The sequence below is a fragment of the Actinomadura meyerae genome (assembly GCF_900188445.1).
In the GTDB taxonomy this organism is placed as follows: domain Bacteria; phylum Actinomycetota; class Actinomycetes; order Streptosporangiales; family Streptosporangiaceae; genus Spirillospora; species Spirillospora meyerae.
Map to the genome: position 1 here is coordinate 247,423 of NZ_FZOR01000002.1, position 18,924 is coordinate 266,346.

The 18,924-nt window shown below is 72.8% G+C and carries 20 protein-coding genes and 3 tRNA genes; 3 read left to right on the top strand and 20 right to left on the bottom strand.

Annotated features, from left to right (window positions below; translation table 11 throughout):
• Window positions 1-78: 78 nt before the first annotated feature.
• From CHF16_RS03945 to CHF16_RS03975, 7 genes are all read right to left on the bottom strand, one after another.
• The gene (locus CHF16_RS03945; protein ID WP_089324500.1) at window positions 79-945 is read right to left on the bottom strand and encodes a hypothetical protein; all 867 of its coding nucleotides are present in this window, start codon (window positions 943-945) and stop codon (window positions 79-81) included.
• 76 nt (window positions 946-1,021) lie between these two features.
• Window positions 1,022-2,629, bottom strand: a complete 1,608-nt coding sequence (locus CHF16_RS03950; RefSeq protein WP_218826513.1) for a class I adenylate-forming enzyme family protein — start codon at window positions 2,627-2,629, stop codon at window positions 1,022-1,024.
• Between the two features lie 163 nt (window positions 2,630-2,792).
• The gene (gene rplA / locus CHF16_RS03955) at window positions 2,793-3,509 is read right to left on the bottom strand and encodes a 50S ribosomal protein L1 (RefSeq protein WP_089324502.1); all 717 of its coding nucleotides are present in this window, start codon (window positions 3,507-3,509) and stop codon (window positions 2,793-2,795) included.
• 60 nt (window positions 3,510-3,569) lie between these two features.
• Window positions 3,570-3,998, bottom strand: a complete 429-nt coding sequence (gene rplK, locus CHF16_RS03960; protein ID WP_089324503.1) for a 50S ribosomal protein L11 — start codon at window positions 3,996-3,998, stop codon at window positions 3,570-3,572.
• Between the two features lie 407 nt (window positions 3,999-4,405).
• Window positions 4,406-5,260, bottom strand: coding sequence for a transcription termination/antitermination protein NusG (gene nusG / locus CHF16_RS03965; RefSeq protein ID WP_089324504.1), 855 nt, complete (start codon window positions 5,258-5,260; stop codon window positions 4,406-4,408).
• Window positions 5,261-5,358: 98 nt separating this feature from the next.
• Window positions 5,359-5,628, bottom strand: a complete 270-nt coding sequence (gene secE / locus CHF16_RS03970; RefSeq protein WP_089324505.1) for a preprotein translocase subunit SecE — start codon at window positions 5,626-5,628, stop codon at window positions 5,359-5,361.
• 123 nt (window positions 5,629-5,751) lie between these two features.
• A tRNA-Trp gene (locus tag CHF16_RS03975) sits at window positions 5,752-5,824 on the bottom strand.
• Window positions 5,825-6,115: 291 nt separating this feature from the next.
• Here CHF16_RS03975 and CHF16_RS03980 point away from each other — a divergent pair.
• Complete coding sequence (locus CHF16_RS03980) at window positions 6,116-7,327, top strand: pyridoxal phosphate-dependent aminotransferase (RefSeq protein ID WP_089324506.1); 1,212 nt, start codon at window positions 6,116-6,118, stop codon at window positions 7,325-7,327.
• Between the two features lie 271 nt (window positions 7,328-7,598).
• On the opposite strand, the gene CHF16_RS39250 is transcribed toward CHF16_RS03980, so the two are convergent.
• From CHF16_RS39250 to CHF16_RS03995, 3 genes are all read right to left on the bottom strand, one after another.
• The gene (locus tag CHF16_RS39250) at window positions 7,599-8,357 is read right to left on the bottom strand and encodes a hypothetical protein (RefSeq protein WP_143227864.1); all 759 of its coding nucleotides are present in this window, start codon (window positions 8,355-8,357) and stop codon (window positions 7,599-7,601) included.
• A gap of 3 nt (window positions 8,358-8,360) precedes the next feature.
• Window positions 8,361-8,870: a SigE family RNA polymerase sigma factor gene (locus CHF16_RS03990; protein ID WP_089324508.1), complete on the bottom strand. Its 510-nt coding sequence runs from the start codon at window positions 8,868-8,870 to the stop codon at window positions 8,361-8,363.
• Window positions 8,871-9,018: 148 nt separating this feature from the next.
• Entirely contained in the window at window positions 9,019-10,017 is a 999-nt protein-coding gene (locus CHF16_RS03995) for a hypothetical protein (RefSeq protein WP_089324509.1), read from the bottom strand.
• A gap of 241 nt (window positions 10,018-10,258) precedes the next feature.
• On the opposite strand from CHF16_RS03995, the gene CHF16_RS04000 reads away from it, so the two are divergent.
• Entirely contained in the window at window positions 10,259-11,317 is a 1,059-nt protein-coding gene (locus CHF16_RS04000; RefSeq protein WP_089324510.1) for an adenosine deaminase, read from the top strand.
• Between the two features lie 50 nt (window positions 11,318-11,367).
• Here the strand turns inward: CHF16_RS04000 and CHF16_RS04005 are convergent, their stop codons facing one another.
• From CHF16_RS04005 to CHF16_RS04045, 9 genes are all read right to left on the bottom strand, one after another.
• A complete protein-coding gene (locus CHF16_RS04005; protein WP_218826514.1) occupies window positions 11,368-11,943 on the bottom strand; it encodes a TetR/AcrR family transcriptional regulator in 576 nt (191 codons plus the stop codon).
• 35 nt (window positions 11,944-11,978) lie between these two features.
• Window positions 11,979-12,680: a GntR family transcriptional regulator gene (locus tag CHF16_RS04010; protein WP_218826515.1), complete on the bottom strand. Its 702-nt coding sequence runs from the start codon at window positions 12,678-12,680 to the stop codon at window positions 11,979-11,981.
• 173 nt (window positions 12,681-12,853) lie between these two features.
• Window positions 12,854-13,921 carry a UDP-N-acetylmuramate dehydrogenase gene (locus CHF16_RS04015; RefSeq protein WP_089324512.1) on the bottom strand — a complete coding sequence of 356 codons (1,068 nt, stop codon included), beginning with the start codon at window positions 13,919-13,921 and terminating at the stop codon, window positions 12,854-12,856.
• 82 nt (window positions 13,922-14,003) lie between these two features.
• Window positions 14,004-14,429 (bottom strand): MaoC family dehydratase, encoded by a 426-nt coding sequence (locus CHF16_RS04020; protein WP_089324513.1) that lies wholly within the window; start codon window positions 14,427-14,429, stop codon window positions 14,004-14,006.
• Window positions 14,429-14,866, bottom strand: a complete 438-nt coding sequence (locus tag CHF16_RS04025) for a MaoC family dehydratase N-terminal domain-containing protein (protein ID WP_089324514.1) — start codon at window positions 14,864-14,866, stop codon at window positions 14,429-14,431. The genes CHF16_RS04020 and CHF16_RS04025 overlap by 1 nt, the downstream gene beginning before the upstream one ends.
• A gap of 196 nt (window positions 14,867-15,062) precedes the next feature.
• A complete protein-coding gene (gene rpmG / locus CHF16_RS04030) occupies window positions 15,063-15,227 on the bottom strand; it encodes a 50S ribosomal protein L33 (RefSeq protein ID WP_089324515.1) in 165 nt (54 codons plus the stop codon).
• A gap of 116 nt (window positions 15,228-15,343) precedes the next feature.
• Window positions 15,344-15,417 (bottom strand) — tRNA-Met (locus tag CHF16_RS04035).
• 319 nt (window positions 15,418-15,736) lie between these two features.
• Window positions 15,737-15,809, bottom strand: a tRNA-Thr gene (locus tag CHF16_RS04040).
• 80 nt (window positions 15,810-15,889) lie between these two features.
• Window positions 15,890-17,020: an acyl-CoA dehydrogenase family protein gene (locus CHF16_RS04045; protein ID WP_089324516.1), complete on the bottom strand. Its 1,131-nt coding sequence runs from the start codon at window positions 17,018-17,020 to the stop codon at window positions 15,890-15,892.
• An 87-nt stretch (window positions 17,021-17,107) separates the two neighbouring features.
• Here CHF16_RS04045 and CHF16_RS04050 point away from each other — a divergent pair, with 87 nt between their 5' ends.
• Window positions 17,108-18,139: a hypothetical protein gene (locus tag CHF16_RS04050; RefSeq protein WP_089324517.1), complete on the top strand. Its 1,032-nt coding sequence runs from the start codon at window positions 17,108-17,110 to the stop codon at window positions 18,137-18,139.
• Window positions 18,140-18,158: 19 nt separating this feature from the next.
• Here CHF16_RS04050 and CHF16_RS04055 read toward each other — a convergent pair whose 3' ends face one another.
• Complete coding sequence (locus tag CHF16_RS04055) at window positions 18,159-18,881, bottom strand: protein phosphatase 2C domain-containing protein (protein ID WP_245868197.1); 723 nt, start codon at window positions 18,879-18,881, stop codon at window positions 18,159-18,161.
• Window positions 18,882-18,924: the final 43 nt, after the last annotated feature.

Consider the following 18,924-nt stretch of genomic DNA (forward strand, 5'->3'; position numbering starts at 1 on the left):
TACGACCAACGGCGTAGCCCGCCGTAGCCCGCGCCGGACGGAAGGACCGCGCCGGACGGACGGGAGGGAGGGCGAGGGTCAGCGGTAGGAGCCGAAGGACATCGTGCCGTCGAGCACGGCGGCGGGCGCCTTCGCGGTCAGCTTGATCGTCGTCGGGCGGGCGCTGCTGTCGGCCCACAGGTCGATCCCGCAGCCGGTCGAGTCGGGGATCACGGGCCGCAGCAGGGCGGTGGTCTCCTGCGGCAGCAGTGCGTAGACGCTGCTCATCAGGGCCTGCGCGGCGAAGCGCGTCCGGCCGGACGCGTCCGGCTCGCTCGCGGTCGTCCCGGGCAGCGTCCCGATCATGAAGGTGAACTGCCGGGGGTCGGACCCGTTCTGCAGCTGGCCCAGCTGCGCCGCGCTGAGCGTGGACTGCGTCCACTTCGCGCCGTCGAAGCCCTTGAGGACGTTCCCGCTCACGACCACCTTCTGGGTGATCTTGCTGGCCTCGCCGTCCAGGACCGTCTTGGTGATGCCGGTGGCGCTCATCGCGAACTTCGGCCAGAGGGTGAAGGTGGCCGTCTCGACCGCGTGCTTGTAGTCGCCCTCCCCGAGCGCCACCTTCATCTCCGTCTTGCGGGTGAAGGAGTGCAGGCTGGGGCCGGGCTGAGGCGGTGCCGTGGGCAGGCCGTGCGGGACGGCGCCGTTCCCGGCGGCGGGGGCGCCCGGACCCCGCGTCTTGCCCTGGCCGGTGCTCGGAACGGAGGCGCCCGGCGAGACGGTGCCGGCTGCGGCGCCGTTCGGGTTGGTCTCGTTCTGCTGGGCCATGACGGCCGCCGGAGGCATCGACCCGGCGTCCTTGGCCGACTCACCGCCGACCTTGACGACCATGAGGACGGCCGTGGGCACGACGGCCACGGCCACGACGGCGGAGATGGCGATGGCCCGGTCGGTGCGACGCTTCACGAGCCCAATTCAACACCAGGTTCCTCGCCGGTAACAAAGTGATCGGAAAACGAATTGTCCGGTTCCGGACCACGATCTAGGTATCCGCCGGGTGTGGTGGTAGAGGAGCCGGGCCAGTCGGGGCGGCGGCGAGGCGCGCGCGGAGGGCCGACTTGCGGATCTTGCCGGTGCCGGTGCGCGGCAGCGCCTCGGCGTACTCGATGCGGCGCGGCGTCTTGAACCCGGCCAGGCGGGCCCGGCAGGCCGCGACCAGGTCCCGCTCGCTCGGCGGGTCCCCGTCCGGGACGACGACCGCGCAGACGGTCTGGCCCCAGCGCGGGTCGGGCAACCCGACCACCGCGACCTCGGCGACGCCGGGGACCGTGCGCAGCACGTCCTCGACCTCCCGCGACGACACGTTCTCGCCGCCCGTGATGATCACGTCCTTGAGCCGGTCGACCAGGTAGAGGTAGCCGTCCGCGTCGACCCGGCCGGCGTCGCCGGTGCGATACCAGCCGCCGGCGAACGCCTCCGCCGTCGCGTCCGGATCGTCCCAGTAGCCGGGCGTGACCTGCGGGCCCCGGACGGCGACCTCGCCGAGCGCGCCCGGCGGGACCGGCGCCCCGCCCTCGTCCAGCACCGCGATCTCGACGCCCGCGGCGGGACGCCCCGCCGACGCCGCCAGCTCCGGCCGCCCGGCGAGCGCGGCGCGGTGGTCGTCCGGGGACAGGAACGTCGCGTTGCCGGACAGCTCCGTCATCCCGTAGCCCTGGTTGAAGTCGCATCCGAGCACCTCGCCCGCGCGCCGCAGCAGCGGCACCGGCATCGGGGCCGACCCGTACGCGACCACCCGGATGCCGGTGCGCAGCAGTGCCAGCGCGTCCGGGTCGTCCGCGGCGTGGGCGAGCAGGTCCTCCAGCATGGTCGGGGCCAGCGAGAGGTTCGTGACGCCGTGCCGGCGCGTCGCGTCCACGAGCGCGGCGGGGGTGAAGCGGCGCAGCACGACGGCGTGCCGCCCGAAGAGGTGGTGCAGGACGACCTGGTACCCGGCGACATGGCACAGCGGGAACGGCGTGCAGAAGACGTCGTCCGGGCGTACGGGCCTGCCCGAGGCCGTGACCTCGATCCCCGCGAGCAGGCTCCGATGCGTGAGGCGCACGCCCTTGGGACGGCCCGTGGTGCCGCTGGTGAACATCACCCACGCGACGCCGTCCTGTGCGGAGGCGTCGGAGGTGGCGGGCGTGGCGGGCGTGGCGGGCGTGGCGGGCGCGGGGCCGTCCCAGGGCACATCGTCGATCCCGACCAGCGGCGGATGCCCCGCCGGAAGATCGCCCTCGGCGGCCAGCCGGTCGAGCAGATCCCTCTCGCCGAGGACGAGCACGGCACCGCTGCGGGCGATCTGGTCCGCCCATTCGCGCGGGTGAAGCCGCTGGTTGAGCGGCACAAGGATGCGGTCTTCGCACGGAACGCCGTAGTAGGCGGCGACGTATTCGAGCCGGTTGTGCGCCAGCAGCGCCACCCGCGCACCCGGTGCGCATCGGGCGGAGAGGTAAGCGCTCAGGGCGTCCACACGCGCGCGCAGTTCCTGGAAGGTCCATGTCGTGCCGTCCACCGACAGCGCCGGGGCGTCGGGGGTCCGCGTCGCCGCCGCTGCGAGCACCTCGTAGAGGCTGCGCGGCGAACCGTCCATCTCTGTGCTGGGCATCCCGGGGAATCTACCGAGCGCGCGGCGAGACGGGCCGCGGCGGTACCGGTGGCCGGAACGGCGGAAGGGCGTCCCCGCCGCGGCGGGGACGCCCTTCCGGTGAGACGTGCTCTGGTCGAGACGTGCTCTCAGTCGGCCGAGGAGCCGATCAGGCAGGCGCCGATCAGGCGGTCTCGAGCTCCGCGGTCAGGTTGCGGACCGCGTTCGGGTCCACCGGGATGCTCGGGCCCATCGACGTCGTCAGCGCCGCCTTCTTCACGTACCGGCCCTTCGCGGCGGACGGCTTGAGCCGCTGGATCTCGTCGATCGCCGCCGCGTAGTTCTCCACCAGCTGGCGCTCGTCGAAGGACGCCTTGCCGATGATGAAGTGCAGGTTCGCGTGCCGGTCGACACGGAACTCGATCTTGCCGCCCTTGATGTCGGTCACGGCCTTGGCGACGTCCATCGTGACGGTGCCGGTCTTCGGGTTCGGCATCAGGCCGCGCGGGCCGAGCACCCGGCCGAGCCGGCCGACCTTGCCCATCTGGTCCGGCGTGGCGACCACCGCGTCGAAGTCCAGGAAGCCGCCCTGGATCCGCTCGATCAGGTCGTCCGAGCCGACCAGGTCGGCGCCCGCGGACTCGGCCTCCTGCGCCTTCGCGCCGACGGCGAAGACCAGCACGCGGGCGGTCTTGCCGGTGCCGTGCGGCAGGTTGACGGTGCCGCGCACCATCTGGTCGGCCTTGCGCGGGTCGACGCCGAGCCGCAGCGCGACCTCGACGGTCGCGTCGAACTTGGTGACCGCGGTCTCCTTGGCCAGCTTCACGGCCTCGGCCGGGCTGTACAGCCGGTCCCGGTCGATCTTCTCCGCGGCGGCGCGGTAGCCCTTGCTGCGCTTCATGTGCGTTCCTCCAGTGGAACTCGTGGTGCGGGCCTGCGCGGGCCCTCCCACAGGCGGGTGCTACTTGACGTCGATGCCCATGGACCGGGCGGTGCCGGCGACGATCTTCTCCGCGGCGTCCAGGTCCTTGGCGTTCAGGTCGGGCATCTTGGTCGTGGCGATCTCGCGGATCTGGTCGCGGGTCACCGAGCCGACCTTGTTCTTGTGCGGCTCGCCGCTGCCCTTCTCCACGCCCGCGGCCTTCAGGATGAGCTGCGCGGCCGGCGGGGTCTTCGTGACGAAGCTGAACGACCGGTCCTCGTAGATGGTGATCTCTACGGGGATGACGTTGCCGCGCTGGGACTCCGTGGCAGCGTTGTACTGCTTGCAGAAGTCCATGATGTTGACGCCGTGCGGACCGAGCGCGGTACCGACCGGCGGCGCGGGCGTCGCCTGCCCGGCCTGCAGCTGGACCTTGACGAGCGCGGCGACCTTCTTCTTCGGAGGCATGTGAACCCCTTAGTCCCATTTATCGGTGGTTCCGACTCCCGGACATCCGGGCAACACGGCGGCTGGGACGCATCCACCGTGTAGGAACCGCTGGAACCCGGCCTCTCCGCGTGCGCGGCGGCCGGATGCTGTGTCGCCGACCCTCGCGTCCGCTCGCCTCCCGGCTCGGACCTATCGGGTCGGCCGCCTCCGGTCGAACGGAGGACAACCCGTACAGGATACGGCCTCGGCGGGGTGCGCCGGTCCGTTCGGGCCGTCCGGCGGCGTGCCGTGCGCGGCGCCCGCGCGAATCCGGGCCGTCCTTGCACGAACGCGGGCCGTTCCCACATGAGTTCGGGCCGTCCCCGCACGAGTTCGGGCCGTCCCCGCGCGGCGGGAACGGCCCGGACGTGGCCTGCGGGGCTCGGTCAGATCTTGGAGACCTGGTTGAACGAGAGCTCGACGGGGGTCTCGCGGCCGAAGATGGAGACCAGCACCTTGAGCTTCTGCTGCTCGGCGTTGATCTCGTTGACCGTCGCGGGGAGGGTGGCGAACGGGCCGTCCATGACGGTGACGGACTCGCCCACCTCGTAGTCGACTGCGGCCGGCGCCTTGGCCTGCTCCTTGGCGGCCTTGGCGACGCCCTCCTCCGGCTCGGGGGCCAGCAGGTTGGCGACCTCGTCGAGGCTCAGCGGGGACGGCTTGTTCAGCAGGCCGACGAAGCCGGTGACGCCCGGGGTGTTGCGGACGGCGGCCCAGGACTCGTCGGTCAGCTCCATCCGGACGAGGATGTAGCCCGGCAGGACCTTCTCGTTGACCTTCTGCCGCTTGCCCTGCTTGATCTCGGTCACCTCGTGCTGGGGGACCTCGATCTGGAAGATGTAGTCCTCCATGTTGAGGGTCTGCGTGCGGGTCTCGATGTTGGTCTTGACCCGGTTCTCGTAGCCCGCGTAGGAGTGCACGACGTACCAGTCGCCCGGCTGGAGCCGGAGCTGCATCTTGAAGTCGGCGTACGGGTCGGCCGGCGGCTCGGCCGGGCCCTCCTCGCCGTCCTCGCCGTCCGCGCCCTCGACGGCCTCGGCCAGCTCCGCGGCGCCCTCGGCGGCGTCCGGCGCGGGGGCCTCCTCGCCCTCGAGCTTCGTGTCCGAAGGCTCGCCGTCGCCGGCGGAGACGACCGCCTCGGCCGTCTCGTCGGCGGGCTCAGCCGCCAGGTCGGCCGCAGCAGCCGCAGCGGACTGGGCCTCTTCAACGGCCTCGTCGTAGGGCTGTGAGGACTCGGACACGGTGACTCTTTCTCTCGGACTGCGGTGACGGTCTTGCCGGTGATGTCTTACCAGGGTACGGCGGGCTCGCCGGAATCGTGCGCAGCGGCCGCGCGGCGTCAGCCGAAGACGGCGTAGACGCCCTGCTGCAGGCCGTAGTCGAACGCGGAGACGATCGCGACCATGATCAGCACGAAGACCAGCGCGGCCGTCGTGTAGGTGACCAGCTCCCGCCGGGTCGGCCAGATGACCTTGCGCAGCTCGGCGATGACCTGGCGGACGAACAGCGCGGGAGAGGTCCGCCGGGAAGCGGACTTCTTCTTGCCCTTGCTCTTGCCTTCGTCCTTGGCCTCGGGCTCGTCGCGCTCGTCGCGCGTCTCAGTCGCCATTTGCCGCCGTTCACCTCATAGGTCGTGATCCAACCACCGACGTGGTTGCCGCGCGGTCCCGGGCCGGGTTCCGCCACGGCGCCGCCGTGGCGCGGCCGGCACGGGTGCGCGCACCGCACCTCGCAGGGCAGGAGGGACTCGAACCCCCAACCGCCGGTTTTGGAGACCGGAGCTCTACCAATTGAGCCACTGCCCTTCATTCTCCGGCTAAGGAGAACACCCGGCCGCGGGGCCGGGGTGGTGCCGCGTCCCAGCTTACGGCCTCATGGAGATGCCCGCGTGCGGACAGGCTCGTATACCGGTGACGCTTCACTCGGAGGGTGAGTCTACGTGCCGGAGGGCCCCGCGTCGAACCGATAACCCCGGATCCTTCACGGCACCGCATCGGGCGCGGCATCGGGCGCGGCGGGTACGCGGCGGCGAAGACCGTCCGACCGGCCCGGATATATGTCTCAGCTCACGAGGCCGCGTCTGTAACGATAGGGACATGAGCACTGACCGTCCTCGCATCTCCAAGCGCATCGCCGCGATATCCGAATCCGCCACGCTGGCCGTCGACGCCAAGGCCAAGGCGCTGAAGGCGGCGGGCCGCCCGGTCATCGGGTTCGGCGCGGGCGAGCCCGACTTCCCGACCCCGGACTACATCGTCGAGGCGGCGGTGACCGCGTGCAGGGTGCCGCGATTCCACAAGTACACGCCGGCGGGCGGCCTGCCCGAGCTGCGCGCCGCCATCGCCGAGAAGACCGAGCGCGACTCCGGCTACAAGGTGGAGGCCGGCCAGGTCCTGGTGACCAACGGCGGCAAGCAGGCGGTGTACGAGGCGTTCGCGGCGCTGCTCGACCCGGGCGACGAAGTGATCGTCCCCACCCCGTACTGGACGACCTACCCCGAGTCGATCAAGCTGGCGGGCGGCGTGCCCGTGGACGTCGTCGCCGACGAGACCACCGGCTACAAGGTGACCGTCGAGCAACTGGAGGCGGCCCGCACCGACCGGACGAAGGTGCTGCTGTTCGTGTCCCCGTCCAACCCGACCGGGGCCGTGTACTCGCGGGACGAGATCGAGGCCATCGGCCGCTGGGCCGACGAGCACGGCCTGTGGGTCGTCACCGACGAGATCTACGAGCACCTCGTGTACGGGAGCGCCGAGTTCCACTCGATGCCGGTCGTGGTGCCCGAGCTCGCCGACCGGACGCTCGTCCTGAACGGCGTGGCGAAGACGTACGCGATGACGGGCTGGCGCGTGGGCTGGCTGATCGGCCCGGCGGACGTGGTGAAGGCCGCGCAGAACCTGCAGTCGCACGCGACGTCCAACGTGGCGAACGTGTCCCAGGCCGCCGCGCTCGCCGCCGTGACCGGCGACCTGTCCGCGGTGGCGGAGATGCGCAAGGCGTTCGACCGGCGCCGCCAGACGATCGTGCGCATGCTGAACGAGATCCCCGGCGTGGTCTGCCCCGAGCCCGAGGGCGCGTTCTACGCCTACCCGTCGGTCAAGGCGCTGCTGGGCAAGGAGCTGCGCGGCAAGCGTCCGGAAACGTCGGTGGAGCTGGCGTCGCTGATCCTGGAGGAGGCCGAGGTCGCGCTGGTGCCGGGCGAGGCGTTCGGCACGCCCGGCTACTTCCGCCTCTCCTACGCGCTGGGCGACGACGACCTCACCGAGGGCGTCTCGCGGGTCGCGAAGCTGCTCTCCGAGGCGAGCTGACCACCGCGAAACGCGAGCCGCGAGGAAGCGAAGAAGGACGCGCCGCCGCCGAGGCGGGCGCGAAGGAGGACCGGCCCCGGGCGTGCACTTCGCCCGGGGCCGGTCCTGTGCGGACGGGGCATGCCCGGCCCCGTCCGGGGAGCGCCCTGGCACGGCGGCCCGCAGCGGCCCCTCAACGCCGGCGGGCCGCCCTGCCAGGGCAAAGGTCAGTGCTCTCTCACGACCGGTCTCTCACGACCGGTCTCTCACGACCGGGTCCTGCGGGGCCGCGTCATGGCCGGACGCCTTCGGCGATGCGCATGAGCCGGTCCTTGGCCGTGCCCCTGGTGGTGACGGTGACGCCCACCCCCGGCCGCGCCAGCCAGGAGATCTGGCGCGCCGAGCCGGGCCCGTCACCGACCAGCGCCGGCATCCCCCGCACGGAGGTCCGCCCCGGGACGCCCGGCGTCCGGACCAGGTCGCGCGGGCCGGTGAGCCCGCTGCCCGTCACGAGCACGACCTCCACCGCTCCGGCCTCGCCGCGCCACGCGCACGTCGTGGTCCTGCGCCTGGAGTCGCCGGTGACGGCGCACGGGCCCTCGGCGGCCAGGCCGTCCGGGATGTAGGTGATCCAGTCCGGCAGCTTCTCCAGCACGCCGCCCGCGCCGGGCTCGACCGGTGCCGCGCCGCCGCCGGCCTCGGCCGACGGGTGCGCCTCGGGTTTCGGCGAGCCGCCTGCCTCGGGCCTCCCCTTGGACGGCGGGGACGCGGGGAGGCCCGAGGCGGGGGGTCGTTCCGGCGGCCGGGACGCGGAGGCGGTCCCGGTGGGGCGGGCCGTCTCGGTGCTCCCGGCCGGTGCGGCCCGGAACGACTGGTAGGCGGGCACCAGGGCGAGCGCCGCGACCGATGCGGCGGCGACGCCCGCGGCGGCGTGCACGCGGGCCCTGCGGCGCCGGTGCCGCCGTTTGACGTCGGCTGCGAGCGACGGTGCCGCGGTCGTCCCGGCCACCTGCTCGGCCATGGCCTTCCGCAGTTCGGTCTCCAGATCCATCGCTCAGCTCCCCAAAGGCGCCAGGTTCGAGTCGAGGCGCTCCCGGAGCCTGGCGAGCCCCCGGGACGCCTGGCTCTTGACCGTTCCGACCGAACAGCCGAGAGCCCGCGCCGTCTCCGCCTCCGAGAGGTCCTCCCAGAAGCGCAGGACGAGCACGGCCCGCTGGCGCGGGCCGAGCCTGCGCAGCTCCTCCATGAGCGTCCCCCTCAGCTCGACGGCGTGGTTCGGCGAGGCCGCCGGGGTCTCCGGCGGCCGCGCCATGTGGATCTCGCGGAGCACCTTCCACCGGCGGGCGCGGCTGATCACGAGGTTGACCAGGATGCGGCGGACGTAGGGTTCCGGGTCGCTGCCCGGTTCCAGCCGCCCCCACTGGCGGTAGGCCTTCTCCAGCGCGGTCTGCAGGATGTCCTCGGCGTCCTGCCGCGCCCCGCACATCAGTGCCGCCGTGCGCAGCAGGGCATCGCCGCGTGCCGCCACGAACTCCACGAACGACTCGTCGTCTCGACGCCCCACTGTGCTCCGTCCCGGCTGGTGCGGTTCCGGTTGTGTTGTGGTCCCGGTGATGGGGACCGGTCCTGCCGTGCCGTGGACGGGCGGCCCCGCGCCTGGGCCGCCCGCCCGCGTCTTGTGGTGCCGCGGGCCCGGGTGTCCGGGCCTCGCGCTATCGGGCCTGCCGCAGGGCGGCGGCCATGTCCGGCAGCCCGCCGGCGAGGACGCGGCTGCCGTCGAGGTACATCGAGTAGCCGTTCGGGTCGAACACCAGGACCCCGCCGCCCTTCGGGCTCTGCCAGCCGGCGACGCCCGCGACGGCGAGCGGGGTGCCGCTCTCGGGCAGCTTCAGCGCCTTGCGCAGCTCGGCCTGGGACATGCCGGCGGGCGTCTTCAGCGTCTCGACGGTCACCCACCGGCCGGCCTTGCCGACCCACTTCTGCGTGACGGCGCAGACGCCCTGCTCGCGGAGCTCGGCCGAGCCGGGGACCGTGGAAGCGTAACGCAGGCCCTTGGTCAGCATGGCGGCCTTCTCGGCGGCGCTGCCGACCTTCACGGCGGGCTTCACCGTGCCGCAGTCGAGCTTCGGCGCGGCCGGGACCCCGGGCCTGGCCGGGACGCGCGCGGCCGACGGCGCGGTCCGCGCGCCCGCCGGGGCGTCCTTGGTGGATGGCAGGCAGGTCGGCACGTTCGCGGGCAGCTTGCCCTTGGCGTCCGCCGGGACCTCGACACCGGGGATCTTCGCTCCGGGGATCTTCCCGCCGGGCAGCTCGCCCTTCGGCAGGCCGGGAGCCGGGGCTTCGGGCACCTTCACACCCGCCGGGTTCTCCTTCAGCTGGCGCTCGACCTGCTTGCGCTGCTGCTCGATCTGCATGCGCTGCCGCTCGACCTGCTTGCGCTGCTCCTCCAGCTGCTTCTTCGCGCCGGTCTCCGGGAGCTTCGCGGCGGGGATGCCCGTCTTGGGCAGGCCCGGCTTCGCCGGGATGCAGGTCGGCAGCGTCTTGGGCGCGGCGTCCGGCACCTTGCGCTCGGCGGCGGCGGGGGCCTTGGCGTCATGGGACTGGAGGCCCACCTCGTGATGGGAACCGGTCATCGCCCACGTCGCGCCGCCGCCGACGGCGACGGTTCCGATGGCGGACGCGGCGATCAAGGCGGCCTTCAGGGTGATCATGGCGTGTGTCCCTTTCTGCCCGGGTCTTTCAGCGGGGGTGCTCGCGGGGGGGCGGGTCGCCCGTTCCTCTCTGGCGCCCCTCGTATACGCACGGTGGCCGGAAGGGGTTGCACGCAGTTCCGAAGTTTTTCCGGATGCCCATGGGACACGATGGCCGCGCGGTGTCATGCGAGGTAGTCCGGTGTGATGATCCTGCGGGTGAGGGGATCCGGCCGGGCCGGTGATCCGGCAACATTGGCTCATGGAGGCCAGTACCGTTTCAGTCCGTCCGGTCCCGCGGAGCACCGCCCGTCCGGACGTGGGCCTGCTCCCGAAGGCGCACCTGCATCTGCACTTCACCGGGTCGATGCGGCATTCCACGCTGGTGGAGCTCGCGAACCTGCACGGCGTCCATCTGCCGGACGCGCTCGTCGAGGACTGGCCGCCCAAGCTGCACGCGACCGACGAGCGCGGCTGGTTCCGGTTCCAGCGCCTGTACGACATCGCGCGCTCGGTCCTGCAGACCCCCGACGACCTGCGCCGGCTGCTGCGCGAGACCGCGGAGGACGAGGCGGCGGAGGGGTCCGGCTGGCTGGAGATCCAGGTCGATCCGAGCGGCTACGCGGCGCGCTTCGGCGGGCTGACCCCGACCGTGGAGCTGGTGCTGGACGCGGTGCGGGAGGCGTCGGCGGCGACCGGCGTCGGCATCGGCGTGGTGATCGCCGCGAACCGGACCCGGCATCCGCTGGACGCCAAGACGCTGGCGCGGCTGGCCGTCCGGTACGCGGGCGAGGGCGTGGTGGGGTTCGGGCTGTCCAACGACGAGCGGCGCGGCCGGGCCTACGACTTCGAGGGCGCGTTCCGGATCGCCCGGCGCGGCGGCCTGCTGTCGGACCCGCACGGCGGTGAGCTGCTCGGCCCGGCGAGCGTCCGGGAGTGCCTGGACACCCTGAGCGCCGACCGGATCGGGCACGGCGTCCGCGCCGTGGAGGACCCGCGGCTCCTCGACGCGATCGTGGAGCGCGGGGTGACGCTGGAGGTGTGCCCGGCGTCCAACGTGGGGCTCGGGGTGGCGGCGACCGCGGGCGACGTCCCGGTGCGGCGGCTGTTCGAGGCGGGCGCGTCGATCGCGCTGGGCGCCGACGACCCGCTGCTGTTCGGGTCGCGCCTGGCCCGCCAGTACGAGCTGGTCCGCGCCGAGCACGGGTTCACCGACGCCGAGCTGGCGGAGCTGGCGCGCCAGTCGATCCGGGCGTCGGCGGCCCCGGACGACCTGCGCCGCCGCCTGCTGGCGGGGGTCGACGCCTGGCTGGCGGGCTGAGCCGACCGGTCCCCGGGGGGCGGGCTGAGCCGCCCGGTCCCCGGAGGGGCCTAGCCGCCGGAGTCGGCGAAGGTCTCGACGCCGCGCAGGCCGTCCGCCCAGGCCGCGGTCGAGCCGGGCACGTCGTCGCCGTACGGGACGCCGAGGGCGCTCAGGACGTGCACGAGCAGCCCCGCCGACAGGAACCGGGCGATCTCCTCGGGCGCCGCGCCGGTCAGGTCGTGGACGGTCCGCCACAGCCGCGCCCAGCGGACGCGGCCGAGCCGGGCGGTGTCGGTGTCCCGGACGGCGACCGCGTAGATCTTCAGCAGGAACCGCGGGAGCGCGGGCGCGTCCTGCGGGAGCCGCTCGCACGCCCGCGCCATCGCGTCGAGCGCCTCGGCGCCGTGCAGGCCGGCGGCGGCGTCCCGCAGGACGCCCTCCAGGTCGTCGAAGCAGCGTTCGGCGGCGGCGAGGAACAGCGCGTGCTTGGACGGGAAGAGCCGGAACATGTAGGGCTGCGAGACGCCGATCCGCCGGGCGATCGTCCAGGTGGACGTGCCGTCGTAGCCGCCCTCGGCGAACTCGGCGATCGCGGCCCGCACCGCGAGCTCGCGGCGTCGCTCGGCGCTCATCCTCGGGCTCATGCCGTCCAACGTAGTGGCGCCCCCGCGCCGCCACGTCACCCGGCGGGGGTCCACATGCCGCGGTGTTCCAGGTGGGCGGCGAGCTGGTCGCCGGCCCGGACGATGTGGTCGCGCATCTCGGCGGCGGCGGAGCGCGCGTCGCCGGTGCGGAGGGTGGCGAGGATGCGGGCGTGGTCGCGGGCGGCGAGGGCGGGCCAGCCGGGGAGCCGCCCGTAGAGGCCGCGCGGGGCGTACCGGGCCACGGTCCCGAGCGACCAGGCGAGCTTCGGGGAGTCGGCGGCCAGGTTGATCCGCCGGTGGAAAAGGTGGTCGTACTCCTCCACCAGGTCGGACCTGCGGGCGGACGCGGCGCGTTCCAGCCCGCGCTGGAGGGCGGCCAGCTCGCGGAGTTCGGCGGCGCCGATCCGCGGGCAGGCGCGCGCGGTGAGTTCGGCGGCGATGCCCGCCTGCACCCAGAACAGGTCGCGGACGTCCCGCTTCGACAGCGGCGCGACGACGAACCCGCGCCGGGGCTCCAGCACGACGAACCCTTCGCTGCGCAGCGACTTCAGCGCCTCACGGACGGGGGTGACGCTGATGCCGAACTCCACGGCGAGGCGTTCCAGCCGCAGGTGGTCGCCGGGGCGGAGCCGGCCGTCCATGATCATTTCGCGGAGGCGCGCGGCGGCCTCGTCGCCGAGCTGCGGCCGGGTGCCGAGCGCCCGCCGGGGCGGGGGGAGGGGCGCGGGTGGGGCCACGGCGGTACTCCCGTCCGGGCCCTGCCGCGGCCGAGCCCCGCGGCGGTCAAGGGCCCTGCCTCCATGGTTCCCGCTCCGGACCCGTTTCAGCCCGGCCGGGAAGGGTGTTCAGGCCGACCGGGCAGTGCTCGGGGCGGTCCAGCGGGTCCCGAAGCCGGCGAGTCCGATGGGGTTCAGAGGGAGACGCCGACCATCACGGGCTCGTTGACGAGTTCGACGCCGAAGGCGTCGCGGACGCCGTCGCGGACCTCGCGGGCCAGCGCGAGCAGGTCGGCGGTGGCGGCGCCGCCCGGGTTGGTGAGGGCGAGGGTGTGCTTGGTGGAGATCCGGGCGGGGCCGCGGGCGTGGCCCTTGGCGAACCCGGCGCGGTCGATCAGCCAGGCCGCGGACGTCTTCACCCGGCCGCCGGCCTCCGGGTAGCGGGGGAACGCCGCGTCCGGGCCGAGGCGCTCGGCGACGCGGCGCTCCAGCTCGGCGAGCTGGGCGGCGTCCAGGATCGGGTTGGTGAAGAACGATCCGGCGCTGCGGGTGTCGGGGTCGGCCGGGTCCAGGACCATGCCCTTGCCGCGCCGCAGTTCGAGGACGGCGTGCCGGGCCTCCTTGAGGGTGACCCGGTCCCCCTGCTGGACGCCCAGCTTGCGCGCCAGTTCGGCGTAGGCGACCGGCTGGGACTCCTCGGCCTCGTGCAGCGCGTACGTCACGTCCAGGACGACGTACCGGGGGTTGCCCTTGAAGACGCTGTGCCGGTAGGTGAAGCGGCAGGCGTCGCGGTCGAGGGCGACGACGGCGCGTTCCTCCCGGTCGTAGGCGCGCACCTCGACGATGGTCTCGCTGACGTCCTGCCCGTAGGCGCCGACGTTCTGGATGGGGGTGGCGCCGACGCGGCCGGGGATGCCGGACAGGCACTCGACCCCGGCGAGGCCGTCGGAGACGCAGCGGGCGACGAACGGGTCCCAGTCCTCGCCGGCCTGGACGCGGACGAGGACCGTGTCGCCGCCGGCGGACGCGCGCTCGGTGCCGCGGGTGCCGACGTGCAGGACGGTTCCGGCGAAGCCGTCGTCGGACACGACCAGGTTGCTGCCGCCGCCGAGCACGAGGAGCGGTTCGCCCGCGTCGTCGGCCTCGCGGACCGCGGCGATCACCTCGTCCTCGGTCGTCGCCTCGACGAACCGCCGGGCGGGGCCGCCCAGCCGCAGCGTGGTGTATCCCGCCAGGTTCACGTCTTCGGCGAACACCGCCACGTCGTCCTCCCCCTAGCCGTGCGTGCCCGGCCCCACGCGGAGGCATCGGCCGGGACGGGCCCGGCCGATGCGTCGGCGTCCGTCAGGCGAGCTTGACGACCGCCCGCGCGCGCGTGAGGACCTTCTGGTCGTTCGACCTGGCGGTGAGCGCCACGACGACCTTGTTGTCGTCGAGCTTCTCCTCCACCTTGCCGCTGATCTCCAGGGTCGCGCCGCCCTCGTCGGGGACGACCACCGGAGAGGAGAACCGTACCCCGTAGTCGACCACCGCACCCGGGTCGCCGGCCCAGTCGGTGACGAAGCGCCCGCCCTGCGCCATCGTGTACATGCCGTGCGCGATGACGTCCGGAAGGCCCACGGCCTTCGCAACGGACTCGCGCCAGTGGATCGGGTTGAAGTCCCCGGACGCGCCCGCGTACATGACGAGGTTGGCGCGGTCGACGGCGTAGCTCTGGGCGGGGATCTCGGTGCCGACCTCGACGTCGGCGTAGTTCACCTTGGCGGTCATCAGGCCCCCCGCTCCACGATCGTGTTGTAGGTCTTGCAGATCAGTTCGCCCTCGGTCGTCTTGACGTCGGTCTCGACGACCATCTTCTCGTTGTTCCCGATCGACTTGATCTCGGTGATCGTGGACGTGCAGGTCACGACGTCGCCGGCGTGCAGCGGGCGGGTGTACTCGAAGCGCTGCTCGCCGTGCACGACCATCGCGTAGTTGAGCCCGAGGTCGGGGTCGGCGAGGCCGGGGTTGCCGAGGGAGACCACGATCGGGAAGGTGGGCGGCGCGATGACGTCGGGGTACCCGGCCGCCTTGGCCGCCTCCTGGTCGCGGTAGAGCGGGTTACGGTCGCCGATGGCGTCCGCGAACTCGCGGATCTTCACCCGGCTGACCTCGTACGGCTCGCTGGGCGGGAAGCTCCGCCCGATGAAATCGCGGTTGAGTGCCATGCAATCCGTCCCTCCAGGTCGAACGGGCCGCGCCGCCCCGGCGCCCGCCTGTGTGTCTCCGGGTCGGACGGTAACAGAATGACGTTCAGCCCGCCCCCGCCGGGTCTCACTGGCGGGGACGGGCTGAACGATGTCAGGGCAAGCGCGCGAAGAAGACGGCGTTATGCCGTTTGTCGCCGGGCCGTGCGGCGCTCGGCTACCGGGTCTCCCGGTGCGGGCGGTGGCAGCGGCAGTTGGGGCAGTACTTCTTCAGCTCAAGGCGGTCCGGGTCGTTGCGCCGGTTCTTCCGCGTGATGTAGTTGCGGTGCTTGCACTCCTGGCAGGCCAGCGTGATCTTCGGCCGGACGTCGGTGGCAGCCACGATGGAGTGCCTTTCTGGGTAAGGGACATTATCTACGGACCTCGGCCGCCCGGGCGGGCGGCCGGCGATTCGACCCAGCCTGCTCACCTCCCGGAGGAGGTGAGAGCCATGGGTAGTAGCGAGGGCCGGACTTGAACCGGCGACACAGCGATTATGAGCCGCTTGCTCTGCCTGACTGAGCTACCCCGCCGTGATGGTCGGTGTGGACCGGATTGCAAGGATACCGGATGCTCACCGAACCCTGGAAACGCGAAAACCCGGATCGGAATCGGGGCTTCGGTCTCGCGGGTTCCGCTGGACCGCCTCCCAGGTTACCGGGTGCGCCGGTGAGCTGCGAAACGTCCTGCTGGAACCGGAGGGACGGTACCACAGCGCCCGGTACGGAGCGAATCAGCGCGATCCCGCCCGGGGCCGGTGCCCGCCCCGGGCCGCACTCGCCCGAGCCATGACCGCTCGGAGACGACGAAGGCCGCCGTCCGAAGAGATCGGATGGCGGCCGGGTTGCCGTGAGCCCCTTTACGGAATCGAACCGTAGACCTTCTCCTTACCATGGAGACGCTCTGCCGACTGAGCTAAAGGGGCTTGCGTCGTTCGCGCAGTGAAACCATACACGGCCTGAGCGCGTGGTGCGAACCGGATTGCCCCGCCGGCGTCGGCGCTGGTCAGCGCAGCAGGCTCCGGGCGATGACGAGCTGCTGGATCTGGCTCGTCCCCTCGTAGATCCGGAACAGCCGGACGTCGCGGTAGAAGCGCTCGACGGCCACGCCGCGCATGTAGCCCATGCCCCCGTAGACCTGGACGGCGCGGTCGGCGACGCGCCCCACCATCTCCGAGCAGAAGTACTTGGCGCAGGACGGCCCGAGCTTGGTGTCCTCCCCCGCGTCGTAGGCGCGGGCGGCCTCCAGCACCATGGAGCGTCCGGCGTAGAGCTCGGTCTGGGAATCGGCGATGAGCCCCTGGATGAGCTGGTAGTCGCCGATCGTCTTGCCGCCCTGGCTGCGCTCCTTGGCGTAGGCGACGGTCTCGTCCAGGATCCTCTGGGCGAGGCCCACGCAGACGGCGGCGATGCTGACCCGCCCATGGGCGAGGGACGCCATCGCGGTACGGAAGCCCGTTCCCTCAGGGCCGACCATGGCTTCGGCGGGCACGCGCACGTTGTCGAAGAAGACCTCGGCGGTGTGGGCGCCGCGCTGGCCCATCTTCTCGTCGGGCGGGCCGACGCTCAGGCCGTCCGTCCCCTTCTCGACGAGGAACGTGGAGATGCCGCGCGAGCCGGCGCCGCCCGTCCTGGCGAAGACCATGAAGACGTCGGCCTCGGGGGCGTTGGTGATGAACCGCTTCGCGCCGTTGATGACGTAGCCGCCGTCGCCGTCGGGGGCCGCGGACGTGGACAGCGTGCTCGGGTCGGACCCGGCCTCGGCCTCAGTGAGCGCGAACGCGCCGACGACCTCGCCGGACGCGAGCCTGGGCAGCCAGGCGTCCTTCTGGGCCTCCGTCCCGGAGTTCACCAGGACCTGCCCGGCGATGCCGTTGCTGGTGCCGAACATGGAGCGGAACGCCGGGCTGGCGTAGCCGATCTCGAAGACGAGCCGGACCTCCTCGCTCAGCGACAGGCCGAGGCCGCCGTACTGCTCGGGCAGCGCGTACCCGAACAGGCCCATGTCCCGGGACGTGCGGCGCAGCGCCTCCGGGATCGCGTCGGTCTCCTCGATCTCGTCCTCGCGCGGGACCACCTGCTCGCGGACGAAGCTGCGGACGGCCTTGAGCACGTCCTCGAAATCCTGTGGCTCCATGACCCCATTCTAGAATCAGATTCCAAGATGTGGTGGGTCTCCGGCCGATTCCCCTCCGTCCCGCCCGCTGTGCGAAGGTGATCAACCATGCCGCTACAGCACGCCGTCGAGGAGGCCGTCCGGGCGGCCATCGCCGAGGACCGCTCCTTCGGCGACCTCCTGCCTCCCCTCATGCAGGCGCCCCGGACCGCCTCCCCCGCCGAGATGACCGCCGCGCTGCCCCGCCTCGCCGAGGGCATCGCGCAGGCGCCGCCGAACCTCGGCGGCTGGCTCGCCGTCACCTCCGGCGCCTGGATCGAGAACGGCGCCGACCCCGCGCCCGTCGGTCCCGCGATCGTCCAGCGGACCACCGAGGTCGCCGCCGCCGCGCTGGCCTTCGGCGACGCCTGGGCGGAGGCCACCAAGGGCGGAACGCCGCCCGACATGCAGGAGGAGCAGCCGTCCCAGCAGGCGGTCGACACGGTCGGGCCCGTCCTCGGGGACGGCGCGGTCGTGACGATGATGGCCTGGTTCGCGCTGCCGCAGTTCGCCCTGGCGGGCTGCACCGTCCTGCAGAAGGCACCGGACGTGCGGGCGTCCATCGAGGACCGCGACCTCCACCTCCGCGCAGCAGGGGCGACGTCCCGCCACCTCGGGCAGATGGAGCACTACGAGGCGCTGCTGCGCGTCCTGGACGGCGAGCGCATCCTCGTCCTCGACCGCGCGAGCCGCATGGGCTGGACGGTCACGATCGGCGGGATCGGCGACAACTTCCAGCTGCACATGCTGCTCGGAGGGGCGCTCATCGGCCGCCCCGGCGGGCTCACCGGCGAGCGCCCCGCGCCGGAGATCATCGCGTGCTTCCTGAACGCCGACGCCCCGCCGGGGCCGCCCGTCGTGTCGAGCCCGTGGAACCTCGTCGACGCGCACGGCGAATGGATCTGGAACGAGGGCGTGCCCGCCGACATCCCCGCCGTCAACGGCACCCGCGTCATCGTGATCGACCCGCCGTCCTACACCCGGACGTTCCCGGCCGGGCGGCGCTTCCCGATGATGCCGGCCACGCTGCGCGTCGACGGGATGCACCTGCCTGAGGACCTCGGCGCCTGGTGGCCGAACATCAAGCCCGCGACCCGCTGAACGCCCCTGGAACCGGACGCTAGAAGCGCACCAGGACGGCGGTGGCGTCGTCGTACTGCTTGCCCCTGGGCTTCGTGCCCGCCGCCTCCGCGGCCCTGGTGCGCCGGACCAGTTCCCTCGGGCCCTGCTCGTCCAGCAGCTGGAGCAGCTCGTCCCACCCCATCAGGCCGAACCGCTCGACCAGCCTGGACGCGCCGTCGCTGAGCACCGCCGCGCGCCGGAGGCCGTCGACCGGGACCTCGCCGGTCAGCCCCTCGTAGGCGGCCTCCGGCTTGGTGCTCGCCACCCAGAACCCGCCGGGGCTGTTCCGCGACCGGCGCACGCCTTCGAGGGTGTAGCTGGGCAGATGGTCGACCCGGTCGTCCCGGAACACCAGGATCTCGCCGACGTCCACCACGATCGGGGAGTCGGCGAGCACGAACCACTCCACGGCCGCGCCGCTGCGGCGCAGCAGCGACACCGTCGCGGACGGGCTGTCCGGGTTCTGCAGGTCGCACGTCCCGGTGTGCGCCTCCCCCGTCACCTTGATCGCCTCCGCGACCAGGTCGGGCAGCGGCTTGCCGTCCTCCAGCGCCAGCAGCGCCGCGATCCGGCCGCCCAGCCGGCGCACCAGCCACGCCGGATCGTGCCGGCACCCGCTGTCCACCCCCTGCGGCGCCGTGGCGCCGTCCAGCAGCACCACCCAGCCGGGCCCGGCCGCCACGAAATCCTCGTTCGGCCGCCCCGGCGTCGCCTCACTCACATAACTCACCTGCACGAATGCAGGTCTACCCGGTGGAGCGCCC

Bases quoted from the DNA above. Each gene is read 5' to 3' on its own strand.
- CHF16_RS03950 (WP_218826513.1), bottom strand. From the start codon at position 2,629: ATGCCCAGCACAGAGATGGACGGTTCGCCGCGCAGCCTCTACGAGGTG.
- rplA (WP_089324502.1), bottom strand. From the start codon at position 3,509: ATGAAGCGCAGCAAGGGCTACCGCGCCGCCGCGGAGAAGATCGACCGG.
- rplK (WP_089324503.1), bottom strand. From the start codon at position 3,998: ATGCCTCCGAAGAAGAAGGTCGCCGCGCTCGTCAAGGTCCAGCTGCAG.
- secE (WP_089324505.1), bottom strand. From the start codon at position 5,628: ATGGCGACTGAGACGCGCGACGAGCGCGACGAGCCCGAGGCCAAGGAC.
- CHF16_RS03980 (WP_089324506.1), top strand. From the start codon at position 6,116: ATGAGCACTGACCGTCCTCGCATCTCCAAGCGCATCGCCGCGATATCC.
- CHF16_RS39250 (WP_143227864.1), bottom strand. From the start codon at position 8,357: ATGGATCTGGAGACCGAACTGCGGAAGGCCATGGCCGAGCAGGTGGCC.
- CHF16_RS03995 (WP_089324509.1), bottom strand. From the start codon at position 10,017: ATGATCACCCTGAAGGCCGCCTTGATCGCCGCGTCCGCCATCGGAACC.
- CHF16_RS04000 (WP_089324510.1), top strand. From the start codon at position 10,259: ATGGAGGCCAGTACCGTTTCAGTCCGTCCGGTCCCGCGGAGCACCGCC.
- CHF16_RS04005 (WP_218826514.1), bottom strand. From the start codon at position 11,943: ATGAGCCCGAGGATGAGCGCCGAGCGACGCCGCGAGCTCGCGGTGCGG.
- CHF16_RS04020 (WP_089324513.1), bottom strand. From the start codon at position 14,429: ATGACCGCCAAGGTGAACTACGCCGACGTCGAGGTCGGCACCGAGATC.
- CHF16_RS04025 (WP_089324514.1), bottom strand. From the start codon at position 14,866: ATGGCACTCAACCGCGATTTCATCGGGCGGAGCTTCCCGCCCAGCGAG.
- CHF16_RS04045 (WP_089324516.1), bottom strand. From the start codon at position 17,020: ATGGAGCCACAGGATTTCGAGGACGTGCTCAAGGCCGTCCGCAGCTTC.
- CHF16_RS04050 (WP_089324517.1), top strand. From the start codon at position 17,108: ATGCCGCTACAGCACGCCGTCGAGGAGGCCGTCCGGGCGGCCATCGCC.